Source organism: Virgibacillus flavescens (assembly GCF_050574275.1).
GTDB classification, from domain to species: Bacteria; Bacillota; Bacilli; order Bacillales; family Amphibacillaceae; genus Virgibacillus_F; species Virgibacillus_F flavescens.
Map to the genome: position 1 here is coordinate 2,935,284 of NZ_CP192260.1, position 24,694 is coordinate 2,959,977.

Sequence of the window (24,694 nt, forward strand, 5' to 3'; positions counted from 1 at the left end):
TGAGAAATTAGTAATTTTATCCTACTGTCGATTCTATCGCTTCATTTTTCATTTCTAATATGTAATGCTTTCGGATATAGGCTTTTCCGCCGTTTTCTTCATACCAGTCTTTTATTCTTTTAAGATGGGCTTCATCGCTGCGAATTTCAGACTCAATTTTCTTGTATTCTTCGTAGCTGTCATACTCCCAAATAGCGAAGATTTCCATTGTGTCACTATCATTTTCTTTCATCCATCGTCCTACTAATTTACTGCCGTGTTTGAGCTGGTTTGGAAGATTGGTATTATTGAAATGAGCATTAAACGTATCAACGAATTCATTTTTTATAACATACGACTTCCTTCTAAAGAACATATATCGGTCTTCCCTTCATAGAAATTTCATTGATGTATAAATCGCACCTGCAATAAATACAATTATCGAAATACTTATCCATATGAATTGTCTTCTAATCCATAAATGTAATATGAATGCTGCTAAGATTGAGAACCATATAACACTAGCGACTACATCTGTGAAAACACCAGAAAAAAACGTCTGCTGCGTAGCAAATATAAATATAGTAATCGTAAATAGATTGGTTACTTTCTGATTTTTTGCTCCGCTTGACCCTTTGGATTTCATTTCGGCTACATTCCCCTGTTCTGTTTCTATGTTCACTATTTACTCTCACTAAAATTAGCTCGAGAACTCATTCTCATACTCTAACTATTTCTATTTCCTTCCATAAATACCTGCTTTTTCAACATAAAAAGTCTAATTACTTTAATAAAACAAGCGTGGAACTGATTTCTTCAATGTGGTGTTGGTCTGCCCATAGAATAAAATAATTGTAAGCAGTATCAGCGATTGTGATTGGTTTTGGATACCGGACGATTAATGCTGCTTGTTCTCTCATTTCCAATGGCTGATCATTAGATGGAAAAATAAAGCATGCCTGTTGATTTTGTATGTGAGTGTTTACGATTCGAGGAGATGAGCCATACGGCAGGAGTTGATGAAATGCTTCATTTTGACAAACACTTGTAATCGATTCATCCGAAGAAATGGCTGATATTTGGAAGAAACCATCAGGACCTTCATATCTAAGATCTGTTACCATCTGCCAATGTGATGGATAGCTAAACTTTACCTTATATATTTCATTGGAGTAGCTGTTTTTCGAACCATAAACGGGGTTGAGAGACCATTGCAAGGCAGTGATAGAAACATCATCTATCAGCTGTTTTGGTTTTGGATGTGATAAATCAATTAACAACATCTCATTTGCTGATCCTTCATTTTTGCAACCTGAAAGATAGGCAATTTTTTGACCGTCGACTGACCAAGCAACAGGGCTGGCATAACAGTCTGAAATCGACAAAATTAAGTCGTTCTCCCCCCTTTTACCAGCTACTCTGATTTGTGAATAATAACCACTATTTCCAAAATTCGTTGCGCTATATGCGATCATAGATGAATCCGGTGACCATACCGGAAAGTAATTTTTGGCTAATGGTCCTCCCCTCACTTCGTAAATATTTCCACTTGATAACTCAATTGTGAATATTATCGATATGCTAACTCCGGGAGTTGTATAAAGTACATACAATCCATCTGGTGAAAGTCTGACAGTATTAAACGGCCCACCTGTATTTTGGGTTATCTGCTGTTTATTAGTACCATCTATTTTCATGTAATAAAGCTGGCTTATGCCTGATGGATCAGGCGCCTGAAACAGCAGGTGAATACCATCTGGAAACCACTGAACATCTGTAACGCCTGGTTGTCTGATCTGCTGAACTCGATGAGTATTTACATGGTATACAATTATTTCATTTCTATTTGTATAGACCAGTTTTTGGCTATCTGTTGACCAGTCCAGATAGACACCTAATCCTTCCGCAAATTGGTCTAATTGAGCAATACTACCGTCCTTTAGTTGAATAACAAATAGTATTTCATTTTTCCCAACAAATGCAATTCGTTTGTTATCAGGTGACCAGAATGGAATAGAAAATGACTCCCCTAGGTTGCTTGTAATTTGTTTGTTTGTACCATTTCTAGGGTCATAAAGCCAAATATCATAACTTCCCCCGCGATTCGTCGTATATGCTATCAAGCCTGTAACTCCAGAACAATCCGTAAAATTAGACTGCATAAATATCCCTCCCATAATAAAAAGCAGCGAACAATATAACTTATCGCTGCTTAAAGAGAAAAATGCATGTCTACCTAAATTGGGACAGAGTGGGACAGAGGGACGGTTCTGTTGTCCCAGAGAAAATCTGATCTGTCCCCTAAGATCTAAGCTTCAAATCAAAAAAAATAACTGCATAACCTACGCTAAAAACAAGGGCTGTAAATAAAGAAAATAGGTTGGTAAGTATACCGTACAACGCACTTCCGCCCAGTAAATAAATAGCTAAGAAATCTAAAACTAAACTTGGTAAAGCTGTAATTATTGAAAGGATCAACAACAGACCAAATATTTTCCATGTAAAACCCTTTGTAAGATGCCAGCTTTCTGAAAATCCAGTACCGTTTCCTTCAAAAGCTATTATACCAAGGTAAAAACTCCACCGGATTAGTAAAAGAGCGACGCTTAATCCAATTAAAATAGCGAGAACAATGGGCGTTGCAACTCCGGCTATCTGACCAAATGCAGATGCAAAAATACTGATAAGAACGACAAAAATGATTGGGACAATACTTATACCAATTCCTATTATAAGGAATAGAATTGCACTGCCTAGAATTGGCCAAAATTTTGAAAAAGCCTGTTTTATCACGGAACCGGCCGTGAATTCTTCATTTTTTCTTATATGATTGACCGCATGGTAAAAAGCAACCTGTGCAACTGATAACAGAATAAGTTGAGATAGATTAGAAAAAACATCGAGTAGGTTACTACCAGTATTTCGAAGTTCTGTACCTTGTTCATAATTTGGATTAAAGACATCCAGTAAACTTATTCCTGCATCTGATTCTCTTAAAAAATCTGTTCCTGAAACGAGTTCTGCAATTACTTGAATTAAAAAGATCGGACCAATTAGGATCAATAGAATAAAAAAGAAGTCCTTAAAGTGCTTTATTATTAATCGAAACGTTTCGGATATTATCTCCCCAAACCCTTTTGGTTCAGTATAATTTTCCTCCATTTGTCTACCTCCTGATATGCGGGACAAAGGGACGGTTCTTTTGTCCCGCTAATTAATTGTGGGACGCGCGGAACCGTCCCCTTTGTCCCGCTTATTTTAATTACATGTGTATTACGGGAATTTAATGTTAAAATTGCAATAAAATAATAAGAATAATTTAGCATGATCGAATTGAAACAACTTTCTCGCGAATTGAACACGATCAGCCTAAAGGTGTTTCTGCTATGTTACGTCAGATAGATTCAAAGCTTGATAGACTAGGAGCAAAAATGCAGGCACTTAATAATTGTTTTTTTAAAAGAAAATAATAATAGTTAAAAAGCATTAAACCCCTGAATACTTTTCATATAGACAATGAATGCCCCACCAAAAATTAATACACAAAAAAATGATTACGCCATGAAAACTAAGAAGAGCGAATAGAAGTAACCCATCGCTCAACTATTGATCAGGACATTTCCTTAGTTCCAAGCTTTACGCCGATAAATTTCATTTCTGTCATGTCTTCGATTGCGTATTTGACCCCTTCTTTACCAATACCACTTTGTTTTACGCCGCCATAAGGATGGTTGTCCTGTCTGTACGTTGAAATTTCATTGATCCAGACCCCGCCCATCTCGAGTTGATCTGCGACGCGTAATGCCCGGTCGATATCTTTTGTAAAAACACCAGCCTGCAGTCCATAAACGGAATCGTTTGAAAAACGTACCACTTCATCCTCTGTTTCAAAGGGAATAACCGATACAATAGGTGCGAAAACTTCATCTGCAATTATTTTCATGTTCTCATCTACGTTAGACATGATAGTTGGAGACAGGACGGAACCGTTTCGTTCACCACCAGTTTCAATCTTAGCACCACTTTCTACCGCATCATCAATCCATTGCTTCGCCCGTTTTGCTTCTTCTTCATTAATCATCGGTCCGATATCTGTTTTCGCGTCAGATGGATCACCTATATTTAACGCTTCTGTTTGCTGAATATATTTTTCAAGGAATGTATGATAGATATCCTTCTGTACATATATTCGTTGAGCAGAGATACATACTTGCCCTGAAAATGCGAACGCGCCTTTCACTAATCCGGTAACGGCATAGTCCAGATCTGCATCGTTAAACAAAATATTTGGTGAGTTTGACCCTAGTTCAAGGGTGACTTTTTTAAACCCAGCTGTTTCAACAATTTTTCTTCCAACGTTCAGGCTTCCCGTAAAGCTTATTCTATGAACCTTTTCATGGGTTACAAGCGGTGCACCGACTTCTTTTCCAGTACCAATAAGTAAATTGAGAACACCATCCGGGAGTCCAGCTTCCTGGAATAATTGAACGAGCTTATATGCTGTAACCGGTGTTTTTTCTGCTGGTTTAAAAACTATTGTATTTCCTGCAGCTAAGGCAGGCGCAATCTTATGAAGTGATAAATTTAGAGGGAAATTGAACGGCGTAATAGCACCGACAACCCCCAATGGAATTCGTTTCACGAGACCCAAGCGGTTTTCGCCCCCAATGGCAGCATCCATTGGAATGACCTCACCTGTAATATTTTTTGCAAGTTCAGAAGCAAAACGAAGCACCTGAACAGATCGATCCACCTCGCTACGACTCCCTTTGATTGGCTTACCAGCTTCTTCACAGATGATCGCGGCAAACTCTTCTTTCTTCTCAACCAGTAAATCCGCAGCTTTTCGTAAAATGTCTGCACGTTCATGTGCGGTCATGACTTTCATGGTTGAATGAAAAATTTTAAAAGATGAATCCACGGCGTCATCGAGATCCTGTTTCGTCGCCAGCATCAGCTCGGCAACTGGCTTTTGATTATATGGATTTACAACCATCATTGACTCTCGATTATCTTCTTTTCGCTCTTTTCCATCTATAATTGATCCAATTCGCATGATTTTACGACTCCTTCTAACATTCGATATTGCCAAGCTTTTCCGTTAACTTCATGTTTTCTCTGTAATCTACCGGACAATCAATCAGGACAGGTTTATTCAATCCGATTGCCCATTCAAGGATAGGCTTTAAATCCTCGGTTTTTTCTACTCTCCTGGATTCAAAACCATATGATTGTGCAAGCTGAACAAAATCAGGGTTCCCAAACTTTATATGGGTAGACCGTTTGAATGCTTTCATTTGATGCCATTCGATCAAACCATATCCGTCATCTCTCCATAGCAAAATAACTATCGGCAGGTTAAGTCGCATCGCAGTCTCAAGTTCTGCGCTCGTCATCTGAAACGCACCATCGCCGCAGATTGCCACAACATTTCTATTTGGATATACCATTTTAGCTGCAATTGCGCCTGGAACAGCAACTCCCATGGAAGCTAGTCCATTCGAAATCAAACACGTATTTGGCTGAGACGTATGAAACATTCGTGCCACCCACATTTTATGTGCCCCGACGTCAGCTAAAACAATACTCTCATCATCTAAAACGGAACGCAGATCTGAAATAATTTTTTGTGGCTTAACAGGATAACTCAGGTCATTAGCAAACGACTCCAGTTCAGCAAGTGCCTGCTGGCGGACAGGATTTATCCATTCCAAACTTCTTGGCTTTGCCGGTAATGCGTTCGTTAATTTTTTTAAATTTTCTTTGATATCACCGATAACATTTAGCGCTACAGGGTAGTGGGAATCAGTTTCCGCTTCCTGCGTATCAATGTGCAGGATAGAATTCTTTGCCTCTGGATTCCAATTAACTGGCGGGTATTCAGCAATATCAAAACCAACCGCAATAATCAGATCAGCTGCATTAAAACCACAAGTAATATAATCTTTTCCACCCATACCAGCCGTTAGCATGCTCTGTTCGTCTGTCCAGGGAACTGCTCCTTTTCCCATAAACGAGTGCACCACGGGTATATTCGTTTTCTGGACAAAAGTACGTAAATGCTCTGCAGCATGATCTCGTGTAATTCCATTACCGGCTAGAATAAGTGGATGTTTAGCGTAATCAATTAGCTTAACAGCTTGTTCGATAACTGTCTCATCAGACTCAGACATTGTGTGACCTATGACTGGCAGTGGAGAGCCTTGTACTTCCATTGCTGCTACATCTTCCGGAAGATCAATATGAGTTGCTCCGGATTTATCCTGGGTAGCAACCTGAAACGCCTTCCGCACAACTTCTGGAACGATTTCTCCCTTCTTAATCTGGGCATTCCATTTTGTTACTGGTTTGTAAATATCAACGATGTCATAATATTGATGGGATGTTTTATGTTGACGCTCAAGACCTGCCTGACCCGTAATCGCTACGATTGGACTCAGGTCCATGTTTGCATTTGCTACTCCAGTTAACAGGTTAGTTGCACCAGGGCCGAGGGTCGCGAGGCATACACCAGGCTTTCCCGTTAATCTTCCATACGTACCAGCCATAAATGCTGCACTTGTTTCATGTCTTGTTAATATAAAGTTTATTTTCGAATCATGAAGTGCATCCATTACATCAACATTTTCTTCCCCAGGAACTCCAAAGATATAATCTACACCTTCATTCTCGAGGCATTTGACGAGCAGTTCAGCTACTTTCATAAACAACATCCTCTGCAATGTTTTTTGGATTTATATGATAAGAATTCAAAAAGCTACTATGTACATTTCTTCTTATCTTCCCCGAAAATTGCTCTGCTATCCCGTAATTAACAGAATAAAAAACTCGGCATTCGCCTCGTCTTTAATAGCGAATGCCGAAGATGTGTGTCATTTATCAGAGACTTAACATCATACTCCACTCTAAACGTATCCATCATTATGTATTAGAATTACGTTACTATTATACGAAATCCTAAAAAACATGAAGTTAACAAATAGAATCAATTCAAATCCCAACTATGTATCTTTTATTAATCAAACCTTTTAACCTGTGCAGATCATAATTACGTTATGATCTGGATCACGTAATGTAAAAAACGAAAAATCTTCAAAACGAACGATCTCCGAATCAACGTTGCAACCAAGTTGTGTTACATACTCATAGGATTCGTCAATATCACTGGTATGAAAGTTAAACAACGGATGATCGGAAGGATTAGGTTTCTTCATTTCACCCTCTGGTCCGGCATCTAGCGTTAATCCAGTATGATGCGTAATTTCAATGTTGTAGACAGGCTTGCTTACCATACTTACATCATAGTTTTTCCCAAGCAAATCAGCATACCATTTTACTGACCTTTTCAGGTCACTTACATGGACAAAAATTGTATTAATTTGACTTGCGATTGGACTGTTCCTCTTAGTCATTAAAGTATCACATCCTTTCTTTTACCAATGTGCCTGCAATTTATTACCACTCGGATCATAGAAGTGGAAAAAGTAATGTCCATTATCTTCCTGTATTTCGTCAACCTGCACCATCTGCTTCAAAAGATGCTCACGAAGCTGCTTAAGATTAGGACTAGTAAAAGCAATTGAAAATTCAACCTGTCCATTTATGGTGAAATGCCCTCGGGAATTACAGTCAGCTTTAACAAGTGTTAATAACGGCCCATCTTTTAGTTCAAATACTGCCAGTTCTTCATTTCTGTGCTTCAATTTAAATCCAAGATATGTTACATACCACTTTACTGAATCCTCCAGATTAATAACAGTATCCTGAAATAATGAACAGCATTAATTAAAGTACTAGCCTTTTCAGTCATTGAAAAACTCCTTCCAAAAGACGGGACAAAGGGACGGTTCTCATGTCCCGGATCCGGGACATGAGAACCGTCCCTTTGTCCCATCCATTTATCGTCAATATATATACTATTCAACAAATCTAGTGAATATCCTTTAATTTTTTACATTTTTGAGTAATCATTAAAAAATACAATCTCTGCTCTAATATTTTCCTTTATCTCCAAAACTCCATAAGAAAAATGCGGAAGCTTCCGTTTGAACGTAGGGGATCCAGGGTTTATTAACAAGGTATCTTTAAAGTAGCGGATTAATGGAATATGGGAGTGTCCGAAGATAATGACATCAACTTCCAGTCCATCAAACGCTTCAATCGCACGTTTTTCTGTCGTCTTTTTTTCCCCATGTCCATGGACAACTCCAATTTTGAAACCATTCACTTCTATTAATTGCTGTGCCGGAAACTGTTCCATTACTTCTTCCGAATCAATGTTACCGTAGACACCTTTTACTTCTGCAAATTGCGATAGAGCGCTGAAAACCTCCATCGAATTCCAGTCTCCAGTATGTACGATCAGATCAGCAGCCTTGCAGGCATCGATTAAATTAACGGGCAACTCTTTATTCTCATTAGCAATATGGGTATCTCCAGTTATAACAATTTTCATGTCCCACCCTCCTTTACATTATCCTACCACAGCGGGACAAAGGGACGGTTCTTCTGTCCCAATCTTTGTCTTCTCCGTCATTAACGTTTAAAATGTCCATGAAAGGAGTTTACGCATGCATACTAATTATGATCTTCCAGAAAACATAATCGATATTTTAAATACAAATAAAAGAGAACACAATGAAACGTTACAGGAGTTAATCCGCAAAGGTGGATATATGCCCCCGCATATAGATCTTTTAATTGATGCGATCGCGGCATTAAGCATGGGCAAGAATATTTTACTAAAGGGGCCAACTGGTGCAGGTAAAACAAAATTTGCTGAAACATTATCCTATTTATTCAATCAGGCGATGTTCAGTGTCAATTGTTCGGTAGATTTAGACGCTGAGAGTTTAATGGGCTTTAAAACGTTAGTTTACGAAGACGGAAAACAAGTAATTGACTTTGTACCTGGTCCTGTTACAAGCGCTATGAACAATGGTACGTTTTTGTATATTGATGAAATTAATATGGCAAAACCAGAGACGTTACCTCTCATTAATGGTGTACTTGACTACCGCCGTACGATAACCAATCCGTTTACAAACGAGATCATCACTGCAACGGAAAATTTTAACGTCATCGCTGCAATAAATGAAGGGTACGTGGGAACAGTTCCATTGAATGAAGCACTGAAAAATCGCTTCATCGTGATTGACGTCCCTTATATTCAAGGTGAGCAATTAAAAGAATTAATTCAAGCGAACACAAACTTAACAAACGAAACATTGATTGATTTATTTGTCACATTATCTAGTGATCTGATCCGCGCAGTTGAACAAGGGAAACTATCTGAAGATGCGGCCTCGATCCGAGCATTACTGGACGCCTGTGATCTCAGTATGATCATACCTCCAAAACGGGCTATTTTACGATCCATCGTCGACAAACTTGAGGAAGAACGAGAACAGGAATTTGTTCAAAACTTGGCAGATACCTTATTTTAAATAGTGATAAATGAATAACGAAAGGAGGAAACGGAATGAAGTACAATCGCTGGGATGATTCTAAAATAGACACAAATCTATATCTGCAGCTCCAGGATTTATCGACTATTTTATCTAATATACCCGAGCTGGCATTTGATTACGCCTATGGTTCACACATCGATCTTATCGATTATAAAGTAACCGGCAGTCGTCTCTGGGATGTGAAAACCGAGTCAATTAAGGAATCCGGATATAAAACAGATGTGTTTTTGCGTACAATCGGAACACTTCATTATTCGAATTTACCTTCCTTGAAATCTTATTTAGAAAATACACTAGAAACCAAACTACCAAAATTTGCTGCTCAACTCGTCACGTTACTTGAGGATATAAGGTTAGAAGAATTAATCGTAAAAATTCGACCGGGAACGAAAAAAGATTTTGCTATTCGGAGAAATTACTTTAAGCACTATTTTGAGACTCAAGCTGCAACGAATGTAACACGTGGCAATCCGCTTGATGAATTGTTTTGTCTTATTTATTTGGTTATTCAAGCAGATACGCCGGATCCAATTTTCCCACAAGCAAATGAACAGCAAATCAATATTCTGGAACAAATAAAACCGCTTATCTATTCTTCATTTGAAGTAAGTAGGACAGAGGATATTACCCGAATCGCTGAACAAATCACGCTTCAGCTGCAGAATCAATATAAAGATATGACACATGACTATCTTACCTTTCCAATTTCACACATGGATTCTTTTGTAAAAAATACATTATTTGACGAATTAACACGTACTGACGAACTTGCGAACGATGATGAAGAAGAATTGGACGAAGCTAATAACGAATTTATAGACGAAGAATTTTCGTCCTGGCACAGAGAAAATCAAAACAGCGATCGGGAGCAGACGTTTCTTCAATTTGACTTGGAAACAGGAACGAAAACAAACATTATGGGCGGCGGTACTAGAGAAACCGAGGACGCTGATCAGGCAATGGGAACGATCCAGGGTGCATCTGGAGAAAGTGATAAAAATGACTATTCCGAAGTAGATTCTCTGGACAAGCAGAGTTCGAACAAAGGTGTGCCGTCAACGGAAGCTGAGTTTGGTGAAGCAAATCGGGATGCAGTTGCGATTGATAAAAAAGCTGCACCCCCAACTCCTGATGATGAAATCGCCTATCAAAACATAGTGAATTCGATTGAAACTTACAAACGGAAGCTATCCTCCACCATCGAAAAAACATTGGAACATAAAAAGAACGCTCCTAGAAAAGATTTGGTTTTTGGAAGGCTGTCAAAAAAATTACTGCCAGCGGTAATCGATGAAAATCCACGCGTGTTCTATAAGAAAAACCAGGAATCAAAAGAAATCGACGCTGTTTTTACATTGCTGGTGGATTGTTCAGCATCTATGCACAACAAAATGGATGAAACAAAACGAGGAATTGTACTGTTCCATGAAGTACTAAGCAAACTGAAAATCCCGCACTCCATCATTGGTTTTTGGGAGGATGCGAATGACGTAAAGGAAGATTATCAACCAAATTATTTCCATGAAGTTCATTCTTACAGTGATTCCTTGTATCAAAAAAACGGGGAAAAAATTATGCAGCTCGAACCTCAAGAAGATAACCGGGATGGGTTTAGCATTCGAGTAATCACAAAGCAGTTAGCAGCCAGACGGGAAAAGAACAAATTCCTTCTTGTTTTCTCAGACGGTGAACCAGCAGCAATGAACTATGATCAAAATGGAATCATTGATACGAATGTTGCAGTAACTGAAGCCCGCAAAAAAGGAATGGACGTCATTGGAATGTTCTTAGCAGATGGAGAAGTGGACGAAAGAGAAGATGTGACAATGAAAAATATTTACGGAAAAGAACGCGTCATGGTTCCAAGTGTAGCCGAACTACCCGAACACTTCGCCCCACTGCTAAAAAAACTGCTCCTCCAGTCCATCTAGCCAGGGACAAGGGGACGGTTCTTCTGTCCCAACCTGGGACAGAAGAACCGTCCCCTTGTCCCGAATATTATGATGAATTTTAGGAACCTTTGTCGAATCTATTAACTTTCTATTAGATTTTGTATAAAATAATAAAGGTCATAAAAAACATAGAAGGAGATTCGTCATGAGCATAATTAAATTTAGATTAAATGTACTAAAAATCGTTATTGATCTATTAAAAATCTGTATGATTCGCATTGGAAATAATAAAGGATTTAGCCATCCTCTTACTGTCAGATGCAGTCAAGTTTTAGATACTGTACTGAATAGATACAGGAGCGTAAGAAATCTGCAATAAATTTCATGGTTTTATTCGAAATTCAGCATCATTTCTTACCTCCCAAGACCTTCAATAACTAACATTTGTTTATTAAAACCCCACATTTTATAAATCTCGTTTAATGCATTAGTAAGAAGGTTTTAACTCAATTATAGGTTCAGAAGGAGTAATTCCATCTTTGGAATTCATTGTCAACTCTCCATGTTCACGAGATATTTCTGCATACTGAACTACTTTTTCATCTTGAAGAAATACAAGTAAGTATATATCATCTCGTGAACTCATATTACTCGGATCCTTGAAGTCCACATTAAGCTGTCTATCGATAATAGACTGAGTTGTATAAGGATGAAAAATATATGCCTTATCCCATTTGAAATCTGCAAAGTTAGTTAAGTCAATCGCTTTCTCTTCATTATCCTCAAGAACAGTTTCAATTGCGCTTGCAAGCTTATTATTTTGCTGAACGGTGCTTTGCGTACAGCTAGTTAGAAAAAACAGACAAAGTATTAAGCCAAAAAACTTCAAAAATTTCACTCCCTTATTTGACATCAGATTTATCTTTTTGTTTCAACCGATACCAGCTAATTAAATATGATAATTCACTTATGAAAAAACCACTCTAGAGCGTACCACTTACTGCTCCAATTGCAAGCCAATAGTAATCTTTCTGTCTATAAAGCAGATATTCCTTCATGCAAGATCCCCCACTTTAAATTGTGATCGACACAGTTACATTATCCAAATTAAAACCGGCGTTATTAAGAAGACTACCGGAGAGATGCAGCCAAATACTAGGCAACCATCTGATAAACGATCAAAGAACGTGAGAACATGATTTTCACGCTTCTCCTCTTTAGGCTTCTTACCCATACTCCAGCCCTCCTTGTTTTTCTCCTTTTAAAAACTAGACCCATTCTTCGCGCAATATCCCCATCTTAATTGCATCAAAATAATTACCTTCTACCATTCTAGCATTTCGTATCCGGGCTTCTTCTTTCATTCCTATTTTCTCTGCAACCTTAACCATTCTGATATTACCCGACCAAGTTGACATCCCTAATCGATGTAAATCAGTTTTTTCAAAAAGAAAATCAATCCAGCGTTTATACGCTTCAGAACCATATCCCCCACTCCAAAAAGCACTGTTATAAATAACAATTCCAGTTTCAAGCCAGTTTGTATTTTTATCGACCCAATAAGAACTTACATAACCGATTAGTTCTCCATTTGTTTTAATAACGAGCGTAGCAGGAACTCCCTCGTCAATATCAAGTTCCTGCTTAAAACTTTTACGATAATCTTCTTTAGACTGTTTTTCTTCCGAAATGTATGGACCATTCCACTTTTTCGCTTCCTGCTGCTCCTCTTCAAATTTCCAAAAATACAACTCATCAATGTCTTTACTGCTAGCTTCTGTTAGCTCAACCTTATCGCCAATAATTTTAATCAAAACAAAAATTCACTACTCCTTCGCTCTCCAAGTATAATTAACAAACTTCAGCTTCTGACCATTCAATTCTATTGATTCATCACTTAAACCTTCTTGTTCAAATCCGTTGTTTTCAAGTACCTTTTGTGAAGCAATATTATTAGTTGTAGTCTTTGCATTTATTTGTTTTATATTAATTTCTTCCAATACTTTTTCTAATAATAGTTTTAATGATCTGCTTGCTATTCTTTTTCCAACATGGATTTCTCCTATTCTATAACCAAGATGCCCCATGGATCGAGGTTCATCAATATCAACCAAGTTTATTCTCCCAAGAATTGAACCCTCACTATCTTTTATTAAATAGAAATAGGAAATTTCTTTTGTTTGTTCATCAAGCAACGAGTCGAGACGATTTTGAAAAGACTCATAACCAAAGTATTCGTCTCCTCGAGATGGTACCATTTGTTCAAAATAAGTTCTGTTATCCAATTCAAATTCAAACAGTGATTCTGCGTCTTCTATTTGTAATTTTTTTAGTGCTAAGTCCATATTTATCTGCCACCCTAACCTTTTTCACTACCCACCATGGAACGTAAATATTTTTGTAATCCATTTTATATCCTCGAAGTTTGAAATTATCGTTTGAATGCATCAAGTATAAGTGAAGGGACGACTACATCATCGCCTTCGTTTCTGGGATCAAATTGCTTAGATCGAAATATAACACCATCTTTTCCATCCCAATTATTGTAATGAAACTTTCCACTTTCATCGCAGTATTCAATCAACTCAACTTCAAATCCTGTTTCCTCAAACATTTTTGATAAAGTATGATAATTATGTACGATTTTATGACTCGCAGCGGGATGGTCTTTAAGTCCTGGACCACCAATTTTAACTATATTCTGGTATTCCTCATTTTGAAAATAGCCATCTGGAACCGCGCAGCGAACATAACCGTTTTTCTTTAAAAATTGTCGGCAGATTTTCGCGGCTTCTGCCCCCTCTTCATAAGTCAGGTGTTCCCATACATGTTCAGCTAAAATTGCTGTTACCGAGTTTTCAGCAAAATTTCTCTGCCACGTTGTAACATCCAGTAAATTAACCTCTTCTTCTTGTGTATGAATCCATCCCGGGTTATTGTTATAGCCACCTGCACCAATGACAACTTTTATTTCTTCTTTTTGAATCATCAACCAAACCACCTTTTTTTACTCTATCTACTAAACTAATTCGACAGCCATGCAGAAAATCCTTCAATCAGACTCCGTCAAAATAGAGTCTCATCCCTCTACAAACGTGCTATTATTATAGTATAGGAGGGATTTTATGAACTTTAACTTGAATGAAGCTATAGAAATTTTGGAACGCACTCCAGCAACATTGGAGCAGCTCTTGTCTGGTTTATCCGAAGGTTGGCTGCAGTGTAATGAGGGAGATGGCACCTGGAATACTTACGAAGTGATTGATCACCTTATTGAGTGTGAAAAAAATAATTGGATACCGCGGTTAGAAAGTATTTTAAACGAAGGAGAACCAAAGCAGTTTCCACCTTTTGATCGTTATGCACATTTGAAAAATAAAACTAAATTATCGATTGATCAACGGCTGGCTGATATTAAAGCAATTAGAACACAAAACATTTCCACAATAGAGGAATTAATCGATCCCAACGTACACCTTGAACAGAAGGGATTACACCCTGCTTTCGGTGCTGTAAAAGTAAGGGAATTACTCTCTACCTGGGCGGTTCACGATTTAACCCACATTAATCAAATCGTAAGAATAATGGCCGAGAGATACAGATTAGATGTAGGACCTTGGCAGGACTACTTAGGGATACTAAAAAACAATAAAAAATAATCTCATTTACTAGCAAATGATTCGTCGAATTCGTTCAGCCAATAGGCTATCCATTCTGTAATTCTCACGTTAGTATTTTCATCCAGCGAATTTGACAGCATTGTTTGTAACCTTAGACCACTCCATGCATGGAATATCGATAGATAACCCAGTGAATCAAAAGGTTCAGCGGCCTCTTCATATCCTTTTCTCCATCCGGTTTCAAATTGTTCTAACGTAACTCGATCGTCTTTGAAGTGTTTGACTCCTTCTAATCGAAGAAGTGAAAATGTTCGGGAAATGTCATAGCGATAATCTCCTATAGATGCATTTATCCAATCAATGACAGCGGTAATTTTCTTACCATCTGTTAGGACGTTTAGTGGATGATAATCCAAATGAACGAAGTTATGAAGAAGCTCGTTTTTGGGGATTCTACCAATTACTTTTTCTTCTTCTATACTTGGTGACAACCAAGAATTTTCTGTTTTCTGAAAAGTAGCAGGCACAGTTATTCTATTTATGATCGCTTGGGTTTTTCCAAACTCATATCCTAATGAATCTGCAGTTTCCGGTCGATCCATCAATTCCTGAAACACCGTTTGCCCTGAAGCCCATTCCATTAACATAACTGAGTATTCTTCCGTAGAAAGTACTTTAGTCACTTCAGGTACCGGCACTCCATTAGCTTTGGCGAAATCAATTATCTTTTTTTCCTGAATAAACTCGTTATGCCTATGTATAGGTAAAATGCGTAAAGCATATGAAGCATTGATGGTATCAACTTTATATACCTGACAGTCTCTCCCTCCTGATATTTCTGCGTAATGGCTGGAGGGAGGTAACCCCAACTTCTCTAGTATATTTTCGATTCCCATGTAATCCCCCTAATCATATGTTTGGTTACGTAAAATCTGAAATGTTTCCTATTAGTCTTCCTGCCCCTCTTATCAACCAGTACAGTAACCTAAATGGCAATAAAGCAAACTCAGGAATCCAAAAAAGCATATCAAAAATAAAATCAATTGACCTGTAGTCCCCGCGATTTTTCCTGCTTTTTCTAGTTTTTTGTTTCTTTCTATTCCACCAGTCATTCATGGCTTATCCCTCCAATTCGCGAAAGATTCTGTTATATACAGTTTTACGATTCGCAAAGCAAAAAGTTTCAGTTCCCTGAGAAAATCTAAAGACTTTCTGCTTCAACCACTTTAAACACAGCAGAATAGATTCCTTTTACTTTATCTTTTTGAAATTTATTATTTTCAATTGGGTAACTGAATTTCCAGCCATTAAATCCTTCCTTCTTACTTTTGTAGAGAATACCTGAGATGAAATTTTCATCATCATTTATCCTTTCCGCATGTTCCTTATAAGATAAACTGTTATCCTCACTCGTAAATGGGACATGACTTGCTTTCGAACCAACAAAGAAGAAAGGAATATTTATTTTTTTATAAATTTCCTTATTTTTCTTAGCCGCTGCCTCAGGTAAATGATCTTCCATCACGATTACAGCATCATACTCAGACACCGTTAGTTCTGCCATCTCTTTCCAAGATACCTTCTCAAAATTCACTTGGTCCTCGCGTACTTTCGGAACATCCCCGATCACGGCCACACGTAACGCCTCACCGTCATAAATTTTTTCTTTTAATTCATCTTTCGGTTGGCATGCACCAAGTAATACGATTAAGATTAATAAAACAATCATTTTCCTCAAAAATCTCACTCCCTGTTTTCGATTTGATTAAGGGTCAACTGCAGATCCATCATTTTTTCCGATTACTAATTTCTCTAATGCAACTTTTGTTATCATATCACCATTCGGTTCTGTTACAGCTACCACGATGTTCCCATTTTGAATCAAGTTTTCTAATACAGTTTGTTTCACAGCTCTTACTAGTTGTAAATTGATACCAGTACAAAATAATTCCTTGGATGAAGATAACGCGGGAAGATTTAAATTTCTACTATCAATGGTGGTATTAGAATCTTTTTCAATTATCGTTTTTAGATCACCTTTTACATTAAAAGTTACAAAGAACGGATCAATGGATTGAATTTCAGCGAAATTATTTTCTAAACAAATCTTGGGGCTAAAACTTTGAGACTTTCAACATAAGTAACGGTACTTTCATTCTTAAGAACCCTTATTTTTTCGGTTTTATCTGGATCATTACTGCAACCACCAAAGATGACTAAAACTAGTATACTTACATGCATTAATTTCATTGAACATCCCCCAATTGAAATTCAAAATTGCTTTTATGTAGTAAGCAGAATCCATTTGGACTTTATCTACATAAAATAGGTAATATTTAACTAGTAGTATAACCTTATTTTTCTGAAATTTCAAAGTGCTCAATCACCATATATCTCACTTTTTTGTAACATAAAGAATCAATAGCCAAGACGACTAAAACCGTTAATGACATAAATTAAGCGTTGTTATATTATTCAATGAAGTTTCAATAAAAAAACTACCCCTCCAGGTAGCTTATTTAAACTTATTCTTGCCTGCTTTCTCATTTCCACGCTTGAAATTACCCGTTACCTTTGCTAATAAAAGCTGAACTTCCCTCGCTTGATCACCAGCTTTTTCTAATCTCGCTATTAATTTTTCAGCTTCTTTACCATTAACAATTTTGATTTGTTTACCTTCATAACTTATTAATACGGATCCTTTTTTAGTAGTTTGGTAAGCAAAAGGTTCTTCATTTAACCTGTCTGTTTTGTTAGCGTTACACAATACTCCCACCTCATACCGCATTGAATTTAAAATAACTATTTTACCAGTATATCTTCCAGCGACTTTTTAACACTAGTTCCGTTTCTGTTCTGATAAAAATTGATCCAATTTCCAGCATCCATTTAGGTGCAGGTAATCCTGCTGACCTATTCATTTGTTCACGCAGCAATTTCATAAGCTCATAATTACTTACAGGATTCGGTGCAGAGCAATTAAATGCTCCGCGAAGATCCGTTCTATCCTTCAGGAACCGAACAATTTGAAACATATCTTCAATATGAATCCAGCTGAATTTTTGGTTTCCTGATCCCTGAATACCTCCAAGTCCCATTTTCACTAGATTTCGGTATGGTGTCATCACTCCACCGTCTTCTCCTAGAACAATAGCTGTTCGAAGCGCTACCTGCCTGGTTTTTGGCAGATCGAAGTCGAAGAAAGTCTTCTCCCAGTTTGTTGCCACATCAACCGAAAAGCCTTCTCCAATGTCTCCATTTTCTTCCGTCATCGGTCGATCTTCTGCATGTCTGTAAATAGTAGCTGTACTGAAATTCATCCATACTTCAGGTGGATTTTCGCAAGCCTTTAGAATTTCACCAAGCGTATTTGTAGTATGTACTCTTGAATACATAATTTCATTTTTATTTTTTTCATTATACCTGCAATTTACAGATTTACCGGCCAAATTAATAAGCAGTTCAGAACCTTCCAGTGCTTCTTTGATCCTTTTCCTGTTATTCCAGGAAATATTTGGAGAACGTCTCGATATGATATGCACGTCATAACCAAGTTCGGTTAATTTCTTTTCAAAATACTTACCAATAAAACCTGTTCCTCCTGCTAAAACTACCTTCTTCATTGCTAAAACTCCTTCTCATAAGTTGTAGTTAGTTTTTAGTACTTCTTGTTACATACCCCTGAGATACCGCTATTGCCAAGCCGACAACCGTTGCCCCTAAGTATACGCCGGTATATGAGATCCAAGCTATTTCCCTTCCCAGAAGAAAGTCTATAATAAGCCGAAGCGCAGTGGTTAACAATGGAAATACAATAGACCAGAATAAGATAGTTTTTAATTTTTTTGACATAACTTTCACTCCTTAAAAACTCATCTGCCTTTATACTTCAATAATCGATGGTGCAATACTAGTAAATATATCCACGGTATCCTCAAAGCAATTCAACGTATATTGCACACATTCGCCATACGAAAATGTTTCATTTCGGCTCTGAGTCATTTTTTCAATATAGTCCAAATGTCTGGATTTAGTATAGATTCTAAAAGCCTCTCCACTGTATTCCTCAGTATGATCGTAATAGGTGAAATCATCACTGATAATTGAAAAAGTTAAAGGATTTGGAAAGGCGATTTGAAGTTTGGTAATTTGTTTATCTTCTTCCGGGATATGCAAAGCTCCGAAGTCATTAGACATATTCACAAAAATTGATAAAGTATCTTCCCCTTTTGCTCTTCGCGGTACAGAAATCCTTTCCAAAGAAAGAAATACGTCTCTTTTCTTAGTCAATTCTTTAAAATCTATTGTATTTCACTCCTAATAGTTTATTACCGATGCTTATAATGCTCTGGCTTAAACAAGTCTGCTTCAGCATTCCGTACCATCGAAAAATTATCAACATTATAATGCCCATGGAGTGTTTCATTGTGATGACGAATAATTTGTTCTGCTGATAAACTATTTGAATCAGAGGTAGAATGCCCATCTCCAACTAATGTCACGTCAAAACGATTGATCGTTGCTGTTCGCACAGCTGTATCGATACAATGCTGCGTCTTACACCCCATTATCACAAGATGTTCCACCGTATTTTCACTTAAATGTTCAAGTAATGGTGTACCATAAAATGAATTCGTTGCCGCTTTATCAAAAATAGTGGCTGTGGACGGTACGTTAATATCCTTATGAACTTGGAATCCTGGTCCTACGCCGCTCGCAACATCTACATCTCTAATAAATACAACGGGAATATTTTGATTTAGTGCTTTTTCAATTACTATATTAATATTAGAAATGACCTTCTCTTTCTCAAAAACGCCTGCCTCTTCGCTATTACCGTCCATTAATTCCTGTTGTGCATCAATAACCAATAAAGTCTGTTTCAAATTTTTTCCTCCTAAGAATGTATTTGTTTTGTAAATAAGCTATTCTATAATTTATATTATATCAATAATTATTATTTTTTTCAGTTTATTCAATAAAATTTTACTATCCCTTCAACCGGCTAACAGCTATTTTCTCAAGATTTGAGATGGTTTGCTCAAAAGATTTGATAGGAGTATAACCTAATTCTATTATCCTGGAGTTAGAATAAATGGGACGGTCTATCAATCGGTCAGGTACTACTAGCTTCTTTTTTAAAGCTGAGACTAGCCTAACTCTAAAAGTTTCTTCAGCATAATTTCCGTCAATTGCATTATAAATTTCTCCGATCGAACCACTTTTTATGACCAAACCTATCATTTCGACTAGATTATCTGCATGTATCCAGGGAACAAGGTCATCAGGATGAACCCAATTCACCGTGTTACTTTCTAACATACGAGTAATTTGCCTGTCTCCCCAATATGAATTTTCTTCTGCACAAATTGCCCCAGGACGTAGGATAGTGACATCAAGACCTCTACCTATATAATAGTTAAGTATCTGTTCGGATCGTACTTTTGTGTGAATATAAACTTCTTCATGATCTACCGCTATTGGACTGGTTTCTTCGATAAAACCGTCTTCCGGTTCACCATAAACTGATGTAGTTGATATATGTATGAATTTCTTAACATCTGACTTCTTTGCAACGCTCGCTATATTTTCCACTCCAGTAATATTTGAACGAATCGCTTCATCCAATTCATCTCCGAAATAAGCAGCACAATGTACGATGATGTCAATATTTTCTGTAACATCGACTAATGAATCTTTATTTGCCAAATCACCTAAGACCGGATTAATTCCTAATCCGATTAATTTGGATGCGTTCCTTCTATCTCGTATTAAACCAATTACAGTAGCGCCCTCTTCCAAAAATTTTTTCGCTGCACGTTCACCTAAAGTACCTGTTACTCCAGTAACTAATAGTTTTTTATCCGAAATATCCATCTTGGACTCACGCTTCTTTCAATAATGTTGCAGTTAAATTAATAGTTATATACAGTTCTATTAGAACTTCCTAAACTGCGCTTTATTTCCAACAGACATTCATCACCTGACCAATGTACATAATGATGGGTGTCCATTTTATATAGTCTAATACTTTTAGCGCCACTGAGTTTATTGACTGATTTAGCAACACTAACTGCTCTCTTCTCATCGATACCTTTGAAGGATGCGTAAATAAGCAGACAGGGAACTTTCAATTCTTTAAGCATTTTAGGTAAATTTAATCGATAGTATCCAAACATAAGGCGCAGACCTTCGCTAGTGAACGGCGCTTCATCGTTAAATGCTTTTCTTATATGATCTGATTCTTCTAATCCTAATCTCTCGCAAAACGCTTCACGTTGATTATCTTTTTCTGTTTCAGAGGGCGCTGTATCTGATATAAAAAACTTCTCTATTTTTCTAATGAATGATTTTCCTGCCAGTCTTTCAAGACCACTCATTAATGGCATCACGTAACCAAATGGCCCAAAATCTTTTATCGGAAATCTTGGTATCTTCATATGTCCCTGATCGAGCAAAACTAGTTTTGTCACTCGATCTGGATACATCGATGCAAAGCACATGGCGAGTGCTCCACCCATCGAATGACCAAACAGTACTGCTTTCTTAAAATTATGCTGATCAAAATATTCCTTTAACCATTGCGCAATCTTTTGCTTGGATACCTTTCCATGTATACCTTCACTTTTTCCCATACCCGGCATATCCAGCAAATGACATTCATAGTCCTCAGCTAATGATTCTGCTATATTTAACCCTTCCATCCCAGAAAATCCTGCTGCCGGAAGAAAGATTAAGGGTTCTCCTTTGCCAATGATTACAGAGTGATAGTTAACCATATTTATGTAAGCCTCCCTGTACTGCTGCATACGCATCCCATTCATCCATCATCCTTAAAATCAATCCCTTAATATCTGCTAATCTAACTTCTCCACACGCTTCTTTATTCAGTAAATCGCAGAGCGCAATAAGGTCGAGAAGCTTTGCTTTCTGCAGCCACTTTTCTGGTAGATGACCACCATATTCCTGATAACTCAAAATGAATGGTTCCAATAATTCTGAGGTTCTACTATCTTCATATCGGAGCATGTTACCAATATCGGATAAAGGAGACCCACTGTATGCATATTCCCAGTCTAATATGGCTGTTACATTTGTATCACTATCCTTTTCAACAACCAGGATATTCAATGGGTTAAAATCACTGTGAACTAAGGATTTTTGTTCTTCTAGATTATCTAAAAGATACGCATGTTTTCGAGTGAAATTCAGCACGTTGCTGCAGACTTCAGACCCTAAATGTCTCCCACCATAACCATCTACAAGCATTTCTTCAATTAGCATCATAAACATGTCTTCATTGAAGTTTATCGTTTCCTTAATTTCTAACTTCTCATCAAAAAAACCGGGTTCTGGAAATTTAATTTTATGTATGTGTGCTAAATATCTACCCAGCTCGTTTGCATTACTTGCTACTTGTTGTTTATTGTTTCGATTCATTAGTTCAGAAAGTGGACGTCCTTGAATCCAACTTAATAAAATAAATGGGTAATTAAATTCAGAACGGAACGAATTAAAATAGAGAACCTGAGGAACTGGAACTTCATTCTGCAGAAGAACAAGTATATCTCTTTCAATTTCCATCGTTTTATCGCTTTTGCTGTATATCCGAAGCACAAAAATTTCACCGGTATTAGTTTTAATTTTTATGTTTGAGTTATTTAACCCTCCGCTTAATGGTTGGACTTCAGTTATAATCCCCTCTTTTAGAAACGGTTTAAGTACTGTGCGGATTGTATCAATATCCGGCACTACCATTTCGTGTGAGCGTTCCCAGCCAGATTTCATTAAGTCACCTCCTATGCGTATTTCCATGAATATATCAAGCTCTAGTTTGCTAACAATTCCTTTAATTTTTTTGAGTCCTCCTCATCTAACTTACCATAGCTTTCATTCTCTTTTTTACTAATTATTTCTGCCGAACTCTTGTTAAACCAAATTCTATACTCATAAAGCCGCTCAGGCATATTTTCATCATATTTATTAAAAAAGGTAACCAATACATCCTCCTTCCTGCTCATTAAAACTTGGACGTTTGGTTGCCAGGTTATTTTTTTAAATTGATCCTCGATTAACTGAATACGTTTGCTGTCTGTAATACTAATTAATTCTTCATAATTATCTTTTTCATCAGTTATTTCAACAGCAATTCTTGTTACTTTATCAACCTTTTGTTCGGAACAAGCAGCAAGTAAAATAACTAAGAAAAATGGTAACAGTTTCACCAGTTTATACCTTGTACTCCTAGGTATCTTATCCATAAGCACCGAAAAAATTTAGGAGTGCCACGCCGACTATGGTAAAACAGAATCCACTTACAAATACAATTGCCGTCTTTTTTACATTTTTATCATCGAGCCAAATAATAAGTGAAAGGACAGAAATAACGATCACACCGAAAAATATGGATGCATACGGGTTTGTCGGTTGGATGAAATCGTTCCAGCTGAGAAAATCCATTTAATCACTCCTCGTATTTTACGCAGAAAATCAATTTCATTCTTTTGTCTAGTTATACTGGGAAACTACATAATCCAGCATCTCACCATTTTTATACTTAAATCGGTACTCAAAATCGTATTCGCCATCCAACACAAACGGCAAATAAACCTTAATATTATCGACTATGCCAATGTTATCCGGGTCCAGCACCCAATCAATTTTTTTCCAGTCAAGAATTCCTTCCTCTGTATTCACTGGCGTTTTAAAGTTGAAGTCTGCAGGAAGTTCAGCAATGAAAACAGACATACCTGATGTTTCACGTTCACTGTCCCAAAGCACTGTTCCTGCCTCCAAAACATGGTCCAATTTAATCCCAGTTTCTTCAAAGGCTTCTCGTAAGACCCCATCCAAAGGCGTTTCACCTCTCTCAATCTTCCCTCCAACAGCATTCCACATTCCTTTATTCGGATGCTTGTTTCTGTTCAGCAATAACAACTCGTTCCCTCTTCGAATATGACAAACTGTGTATTTTAACATCGACATTACTTCTTTCTTTTATAGACTTTATTTTGTTCCAGAATAGTACATCCGTTACTTTCAAACGTTTTAAGCATCGGCACATTTTTATATCCAGTACTGCCAATGTAATAGGCAGCATTAAAATAATCCTTCAGCAAACCAAGCGCCTGTCGGTGAAGTGATTTGCTCTTGCCTTTTCCTCTTTGCGCTGGAAGTAAGCCAAAGAAAAACAGTCTTCCTTCGTCTGTAGTCCCAGGCTCGATATGCGGCATCACAACTCCAATGGGGTTTTCGTTTTCAAATGCGACGATGCACGAATCTTCATAGGATGGGCCTAATTCTTTCTTAACACTTCGCATCTGTTCGTCCATGCTCAACAAGGATGGCGCGTTCAACGAACCAGACATGGATTCGCCCCATATATCTTTGAACATGCTCAATGGTATTTCCTTAATATTTCTTAATGTAAAAGTCGGTTCATCAAGCTCCAGTTCGTCCACCAACCGTTTCTGAACTGTGACATTCTCATCATGAAGCTCAAATCCGCAATCTGCCAGATGAGTGCTTACTTCGGTATTAAACTTGTCAGAAGCAAGAATCGTTACATTTTGAAAGTGATTAATATATGGTTCATCCACGAGATAATCGATTAACTTCAGCATTTCTTGATCTGATAGGTGTTTCGTATCCTCGATTGTGACGAAGTTTTCGCCTTCCACAAACTTCACTTTTCCATATAAGGCGATTTTCGTTAATTGCTCTTCTTCCATGA

35 protein-coding genes are annotated in these 24,694 nt (G+C 37.3%); 4 read left to right on the forward strand and 31 right to left on the reverse strand.

Annotated elements, in window-relative coordinates:
* Positions 1-16: 16 nt before the first annotated feature.
* The 9 genes from VBD025_RS14320 to VBD025_RS14360 form a co-directional block, all read right to left on the reverse strand.
* The gene (locus VBD025_RS14320) at positions 17-355 is read right to left on the reverse strand and encodes an NIPSNAP family protein (RefSeq protein WP_430786634.1); all 339 of its coding nucleotides are present in this window, start codon (positions 353-355) and stop codon (positions 17-19) included.
* A 15-nt stretch (positions 356-370) separates the two neighbouring features.
* On the reverse strand, positions 371-661 hold the full coding sequence (locus VBD025_RS14325) for a hypothetical protein (RefSeq protein ID WP_430786636.1): 291 nt from the start codon (positions 659-661) through the stop codon (positions 371-373).
* A 100-nt stretch (positions 662-761) separates the two neighbouring features.
* On the reverse strand, positions 762-2,141 hold the full coding sequence (locus tag VBD025_RS14330) for a TolB family protein (protein ID WP_430786638.1): 1,380 nt from the start codon (positions 2,139-2,141) through the stop codon (positions 762-764).
* 139 nt (positions 2,142-2,280) lie between these two features.
* The gene (locus VBD025_RS14335; RefSeq protein ID WP_430786640.1) at positions 2,281-3,141 is read right to left on the reverse strand and encodes a hypothetical protein; all 861 of its coding nucleotides are present in this window, start codon (positions 3,139-3,141) and stop codon (positions 2,281-2,283) included.
* A 448-nt stretch (positions 3,142-3,589) separates the two neighbouring features.
* The gene (locus VBD025_RS14340; protein WP_430786642.1) at positions 3,590-5,035 is read right to left on the reverse strand and encodes an aldehyde dehydrogenase family protein; all 1,446 of its coding nucleotides are present in this window, start codon (positions 5,033-5,035) and stop codon (positions 3,590-3,592) included.
* Positions 5,036-5,051: 16 nt separating this feature from the next.
* Entirely contained in the window at positions 5,052-6,683 is a 1,632-nt protein-coding gene (locus VBD025_RS14345) for an acetolactate synthase large subunit (protein ID WP_430786644.1), read from the reverse strand.
* Positions 6,684-7,007: 324 nt separating this feature from the next.
* Positions 7,008-7,391 (reverse strand): VOC family protein, encoded by a 384-nt coding sequence (locus VBD025_RS14350; RefSeq protein WP_430786646.1) that lies wholly within the window; start codon positions 7,389-7,391, stop codon positions 7,008-7,010.
* A gap of 21 nt (positions 7,392-7,412) precedes the next feature.
* A complete protein-coding gene (locus VBD025_RS14355) occupies positions 7,413-7,682 on the reverse strand; it encodes a VOC family protein (protein WP_430786648.1) in 270 nt (89 codons plus the stop codon).
* A gap of 248 nt (positions 7,683-7,930) precedes the next feature.
* Positions 7,931-8,434: a metallophosphoesterase family protein gene (locus VBD025_RS14360; protein WP_430786650.1), complete on the reverse strand. Its 504-nt coding sequence runs from the start codon at positions 8,432-8,434 to the stop codon at positions 7,931-7,933.
* A gap of 115 nt (positions 8,435-8,549) precedes the next feature.
* Here VBD025_RS14360 and VBD025_RS14365 point away from each other — a divergent pair, with 115 nt between their 5' ends.
* From VBD025_RS14365 to VBD025_RS14375, 3 genes are all read left to right on the forward strand, one after another.
* Entirely contained in the window at positions 8,550-9,425 is an 876-nt protein-coding gene (locus VBD025_RS14365) for an AAA family ATPase (protein ID WP_430786652.1), read from the forward strand.
* Positions 9,426-9,460: 35 nt separating this feature from the next.
* The gene (locus tag VBD025_RS14370) at positions 9,461-11,380 is read left to right on the forward strand and encodes a vWA domain-containing protein (protein ID WP_430786654.1); all 1,920 of its coding nucleotides are present in this window, start codon (positions 9,461-9,463) and stop codon (positions 11,378-11,380) included.
* 166 nt (positions 11,381-11,546) lie between these two features.
* Positions 11,547-11,720: a Spo0E family sporulation regulatory protein-aspartic acid phosphatase gene (locus tag VBD025_RS14375; RefSeq protein WP_430786656.1), complete on the forward strand. Its 174-nt coding sequence runs from the start codon at positions 11,547-11,549 to the stop codon at positions 11,718-11,720.
* 108 nt (positions 11,721-11,828) lie between these two features.
* On the opposite strand, the gene VBD025_RS14380 is transcribed toward VBD025_RS14375, so the two are convergent.
* The 5 genes from VBD025_RS14380 to VBD025_RS14400 all read right to left on the reverse strand — a co-directional run bounded on the left by VBD025_RS14380 (position 11,829) and on the right by VBD025_RS14400 (position 14,330).
* The gene (locus tag VBD025_RS14380) at positions 11,829-12,230 is read right to left on the reverse strand and encodes a hypothetical protein (protein WP_430786657.1); all 402 of its coding nucleotides are present in this window, start codon (positions 12,228-12,230) and stop codon (positions 11,829-11,831) included.
* Between the two features lie 204 nt (positions 12,231-12,434).
* Positions 12,435-12,575, reverse strand: coding sequence for a hypothetical protein (locus tag VBD025_RS14385; RefSeq protein ID WP_430786658.1), 141 nt, complete (start codon positions 12,573-12,575; stop codon positions 12,435-12,437).
* Between the two features lie 34 nt (positions 12,576-12,609).
* Positions 12,610-13,155, reverse strand: coding sequence for a GNAT family N-acetyltransferase (locus VBD025_RS14390; RefSeq protein ID WP_430786660.1), 546 nt, complete (start codon positions 13,153-13,155; stop codon positions 12,610-12,612).
* A gap of 12 nt (positions 13,156-13,167) precedes the next feature.
* The gene (locus VBD025_RS14395) at positions 13,168-13,686 is read right to left on the reverse strand and encodes a GNAT family N-acetyltransferase (RefSeq protein ID WP_430786662.1); all 519 of its coding nucleotides are present in this window, start codon (positions 13,684-13,686) and stop codon (positions 13,168-13,170) included.
* Between the two features lie 86 nt (positions 13,687-13,772).
* Positions 13,773-14,330, reverse strand: a complete 558-nt coding sequence (locus VBD025_RS14400) for a class I SAM-dependent methyltransferase (RefSeq protein WP_430786664.1) — start codon at positions 14,328-14,330, stop codon at positions 13,773-13,775.
* Between the two features lie 136 nt (positions 14,331-14,466).
* On the opposite strand from VBD025_RS14400, the gene VBD025_RS14405 reads away from it, so the two are divergent.
* Positions 14,467-15,000 carry a DinB family protein gene (locus tag VBD025_RS14405; RefSeq protein ID WP_430786666.1) on the forward strand — a complete coding sequence of 178 codons (534 nt, stop codon included), beginning with the start codon at positions 14,467-14,469 and terminating at the stop codon, positions 14,998-15,000.
* A gap of 2 nt (positions 15,001-15,002) precedes the next feature.
* Here VBD025_RS14405 and VBD025_RS14410 read toward each other — a convergent pair whose 3' ends face one another.
* The 17 genes from VBD025_RS14410 to VBD025_RS14490 form a co-directional block, all read right to left on the reverse strand.
* Positions 15,003-15,857, reverse strand: a complete 855-nt coding sequence (locus VBD025_RS14410) for a phosphotransferase family protein (protein WP_430786668.1) — start codon at positions 15,855-15,857, stop codon at positions 15,003-15,005.
* Between the two features lie 25 nt (positions 15,858-15,882).
* Positions 15,883-16,077, reverse strand: a complete 195-nt coding sequence (locus VBD025_RS14415; RefSeq protein WP_430786670.1) for a hypothetical protein — start codon at positions 16,075-16,077, stop codon at positions 15,883-15,885.
* A gap of 85 nt (positions 16,078-16,162) precedes the next feature.
* Positions 16,163-16,699, reverse strand: coding sequence for a hypothetical protein (locus VBD025_RS14420; protein WP_430786672.1), 537 nt, complete (start codon positions 16,697-16,699; stop codon positions 16,163-16,165).
* Between the two features lie 27 nt (positions 16,700-16,726).
* Complete coding sequence (locus tag VBD025_RS14425; protein WP_430786674.1) at positions 16,727-16,870, reverse strand: hypothetical protein; 144 nt, start codon at positions 16,868-16,870, stop codon at positions 16,727-16,729.
* Positions 16,871-17,058: 188 nt separating this feature from the next.
* Positions 17,059-17,211: a hypothetical protein gene (locus VBD025_RS14430; RefSeq protein ID WP_430786676.1), complete on the reverse strand. Its 153-nt coding sequence runs from the start codon at positions 17,209-17,211 to the stop codon at positions 17,059-17,061.
* Positions 17,212-17,476: 265 nt separating this feature from the next.
* Positions 17,477-17,737: a hypothetical protein gene (locus tag VBD025_RS14435; protein WP_430791434.1), complete on the reverse strand. Its 261-nt coding sequence runs from the start codon at positions 17,735-17,737 to the stop codon at positions 17,477-17,479.
* 31 nt (positions 17,738-17,768) lie between these two features.
* Positions 17,769-18,584: a TIGR01777 family oxidoreductase gene (locus VBD025_RS14440; RefSeq protein ID WP_430786678.1), complete on the reverse strand. Its 816-nt coding sequence runs from the start codon at positions 18,582-18,584 to the stop codon at positions 17,769-17,771.
* A 28-nt stretch (positions 18,585-18,612) separates the two neighbouring features.
* Positions 18,613-18,813 (reverse strand): hypothetical protein, encoded by a 201-nt coding sequence (locus tag VBD025_RS14445; RefSeq protein WP_430786680.1) that lies wholly within the window; start codon positions 18,811-18,813, stop codon positions 18,613-18,615.
* Positions 18,814-18,843: 30 nt separating this feature from the next.
* Positions 18,844-19,221: a hypothetical protein gene (locus VBD025_RS14450; protein WP_430786682.1), complete on the reverse strand. Its 378-nt coding sequence runs from the start codon at positions 19,219-19,221 to the stop codon at positions 18,844-18,846.
* A gap of 68 nt (positions 19,222-19,289) precedes the next feature.
* Positions 19,290-19,847 (reverse strand): cysteine hydrolase family protein, encoded by a 558-nt coding sequence (locus VBD025_RS14455; RefSeq protein ID WP_430786684.1) that lies wholly within the window; start codon positions 19,845-19,847, stop codon positions 19,290-19,292.
* Positions 19,848-19,950: 103 nt separating this feature from the next.
* A complete protein-coding gene (locus tag VBD025_RS14460) occupies positions 19,951-20,838 on the reverse strand; it encodes an NAD-dependent epimerase/dehydratase family protein (protein WP_430786686.1) in 888 nt (295 codons plus the stop codon).
* 38 nt (positions 20,839-20,876) lie between these two features.
* Positions 20,877-21,740 (reverse strand): alpha/beta hydrolase, encoded by an 864-nt coding sequence (locus VBD025_RS14465; protein WP_430786688.1) that lies wholly within the window; start codon positions 21,738-21,740, stop codon positions 20,877-20,879.
* Positions 21,733-22,749: a phosphotransferase family protein gene (locus VBD025_RS14470; protein ID WP_430786690.1), complete on the reverse strand. Its 1,017-nt coding sequence runs from the start codon at positions 22,747-22,749 to the stop codon at positions 21,733-21,735. Before VBD025_RS14470 ends, VBD025_RS14465 begins: the two co-directional genes overlap by 8 nt.
* A gap of 41 nt (positions 22,750-22,790) precedes the next feature.
* Positions 22,791-23,186 (reverse strand): hypothetical protein, encoded by a 396-nt coding sequence (locus VBD025_RS14475; RefSeq protein WP_430786692.1) that lies wholly within the window; start codon positions 23,184-23,186, stop codon positions 22,791-22,793.
* 28 nt (positions 23,187-23,214) lie between these two features.
* Entirely contained in the window at positions 23,215-23,421 is a 207-nt protein-coding gene (locus tag VBD025_RS14480) for a hypothetical protein (protein ID WP_430786694.1), read from the reverse strand.
* A 48-nt stretch (positions 23,422-23,469) separates the two neighbouring features.
* On the reverse strand, positions 23,470-23,940 hold the full coding sequence (locus VBD025_RS14485) for an NUDIX hydrolase (RefSeq protein WP_430786696.1): 471 nt from the start codon (positions 23,938-23,940) through the stop codon (positions 23,470-23,472).
* A 5-nt stretch (positions 23,941-23,945) separates the two neighbouring features.
* Complete coding sequence (locus tag VBD025_RS14490; protein ID WP_430786698.1) at positions 23,946-24,692, reverse strand: GNAT family N-acetyltransferase; 747 nt, start codon at positions 24,690-24,692, stop codon at positions 23,946-23,948.
* Positions 24,693-24,694: the final 2 nt, after the last annotated feature.

What these genes read in the sequence shown, in the direction of transcription:
- VBD025_RS14320 (WP_430786634.1), bottom strand. Translation starts at nt 355, where the DNA reads ATGTTCTTTAGAAGGAAGTCGTATGTTATAAAAAATGAATTCGTTGAT.
- VBD025_RS14330 (WP_430786638.1), bottom strand. Translation starts at nt 2,141, where the DNA reads ATGCAGTCTAATTTTACGGATTGTTCTGGAGTTACAGGCTTGATAGCA.
- VBD025_RS14335 (WP_430786640.1), bottom strand. Translation starts at nt 3,141, where the DNA reads ATGGAGGAAAATTATACTGAACCAAAAGGGTTTGGGGAGATAATATCC.
- VBD025_RS14340 (WP_430786642.1), bottom strand. Translation starts at nt 5,035, where the DNA reads ATGCGAATTGGATCAATTATAGATGGAAAAGAGCGAAAAGAAGATAAT.
- VBD025_RS14345 (WP_430786644.1), bottom strand. Translation starts at nt 6,683, where the DNA reads ATGAAAGTAGCTGAACTGCTCGTCAAATGCCTCGAGAATGAAGGTGTA.
- VBD025_RS14350 (WP_430786646.1), bottom strand. Translation starts at nt 7,391, where the DNA reads ATGACTAAGAGGAACAGTCCAATCGCAAGTCAAATTAATACAATTTTT.
- VBD025_RS14360 (WP_430786650.1), bottom strand. Translation starts at nt 8,434, where the DNA reads ATGAAAATTGTTATAACTGGAGATACCCATATTGCTAATGAGAATAAA.
- VBD025_RS14365 (WP_430786652.1), top strand. Translation starts at nt 8,550, where the DNA reads ATGCATACTAATTATGATCTTCCAGAAAACATAATCGATATTTTAAAT.
- VBD025_RS14370 (WP_430786654.1), top strand. Translation starts at nt 9,461, where the DNA reads ATGAAGTACAATCGCTGGGATGATTCTAAAATAGACACAAATCTATAT.
- VBD025_RS14375 (WP_430786656.1), top strand. Translation starts at nt 11,547, where the DNA reads ATGAGCATAATTAAATTTAGATTAAATGTACTAAAAATCGTTATTGAT.
- VBD025_RS14385 (WP_430786658.1), bottom strand. Translation starts at nt 12,575, where the DNA reads ATGGGTAAGAAGCCTAAAGAGGAGAAGCGTGAAAATCATGTTCTCACG.
- VBD025_RS14395 (WP_430786662.1), bottom strand. Translation starts at nt 13,686, where the DNA reads ATGGACTTAGCACTAAAAAAATTACAAATAGAAGACGCAGAATCACTG.
- VBD025_RS14400 (WP_430786664.1), bottom strand. Translation starts at nt 14,330, where the DNA reads ATGATTCAAAAAGAAGAAATAAAAGTTGTCATTGGTGCAGGTGGCTAT.
- VBD025_RS14405 (WP_430786666.1), top strand. Translation starts at nt 14,467, where the DNA reads ATGAACTTTAACTTGAATGAAGCTATAGAAATTTTGGAACGCACTCCA.
- VBD025_RS14410 (WP_430786668.1), bottom strand. Translation starts at nt 15,857, where the DNA reads ATGGGAATCGAAAATATACTAGAGAAGTTGGGGTTACCTCCCTCCAGC.
- VBD025_RS14415 (WP_430786670.1), bottom strand. Translation starts at nt 16,077, where the DNA reads ATGAATGACTGGTGGAATAGAAAGAAACAAAAAACTAGAAAAAGCAGG.
- VBD025_RS14430 (WP_430786676.1), bottom strand. Translation starts at nt 17,211, where the DNA reads ATGAAATTAATGCATGTAAGTATACTAGTTTTAGTCATCTTTGGTGGT.
- VBD025_RS14440 (WP_430786678.1), bottom strand. Translation starts at nt 18,584, where the DNA reads ATGAAGAAGGTAGTTTTAGCAGGAGGAACAGGTTTTATTGGTAAGTAT.
- VBD025_RS14445 (WP_430786680.1), bottom strand. Translation starts at nt 18,813, where the DNA reads ATGTCAAAAAAATTAAAAACTATCTTATTCTGGTCTATTGTATTTCCA.
- VBD025_RS14460 (WP_430786686.1), bottom strand. Translation starts at nt 20,838, where the DNA reads ATGGATATTTCGGATAAAAAACTATTAGTTACTGGAGTAACAGGTACT.
- VBD025_RS14465 (WP_430786688.1), bottom strand. Translation starts at nt 21,740, where the DNA reads ATGGTTAACTATCACTCTGTAATCATTGGCAAAGGAGAACCCTTAATC.
- VBD025_RS14470 (WP_430786690.1), bottom strand. Translation starts at nt 22,749, where the DNA reads ATGAAATCTGGCTGGGAACGCTCACACGAAATGGTAGTGCCGGATATT.
- VBD025_RS14480 (WP_430786694.1), bottom strand. Translation starts at nt 23,421, where the DNA reads ATGGATTTTCTCAGCTGGAACGATTTCATCCAACCGACAAACCCGTAT.
- VBD025_RS14485 (WP_430786696.1), bottom strand. Translation starts at nt 23,940, where the DNA reads ATGTTAAAATACACAGTTTGTCATATTCGAAGAGGGAACGAGTTGTTA.
- VBD025_RS14490 (WP_430786698.1), bottom strand. Translation starts at nt 24,692, where the DNA reads ATGGAAGAAGAGCAATTAACGAAAATCGCCTTATATGGAAAAGTGAAG.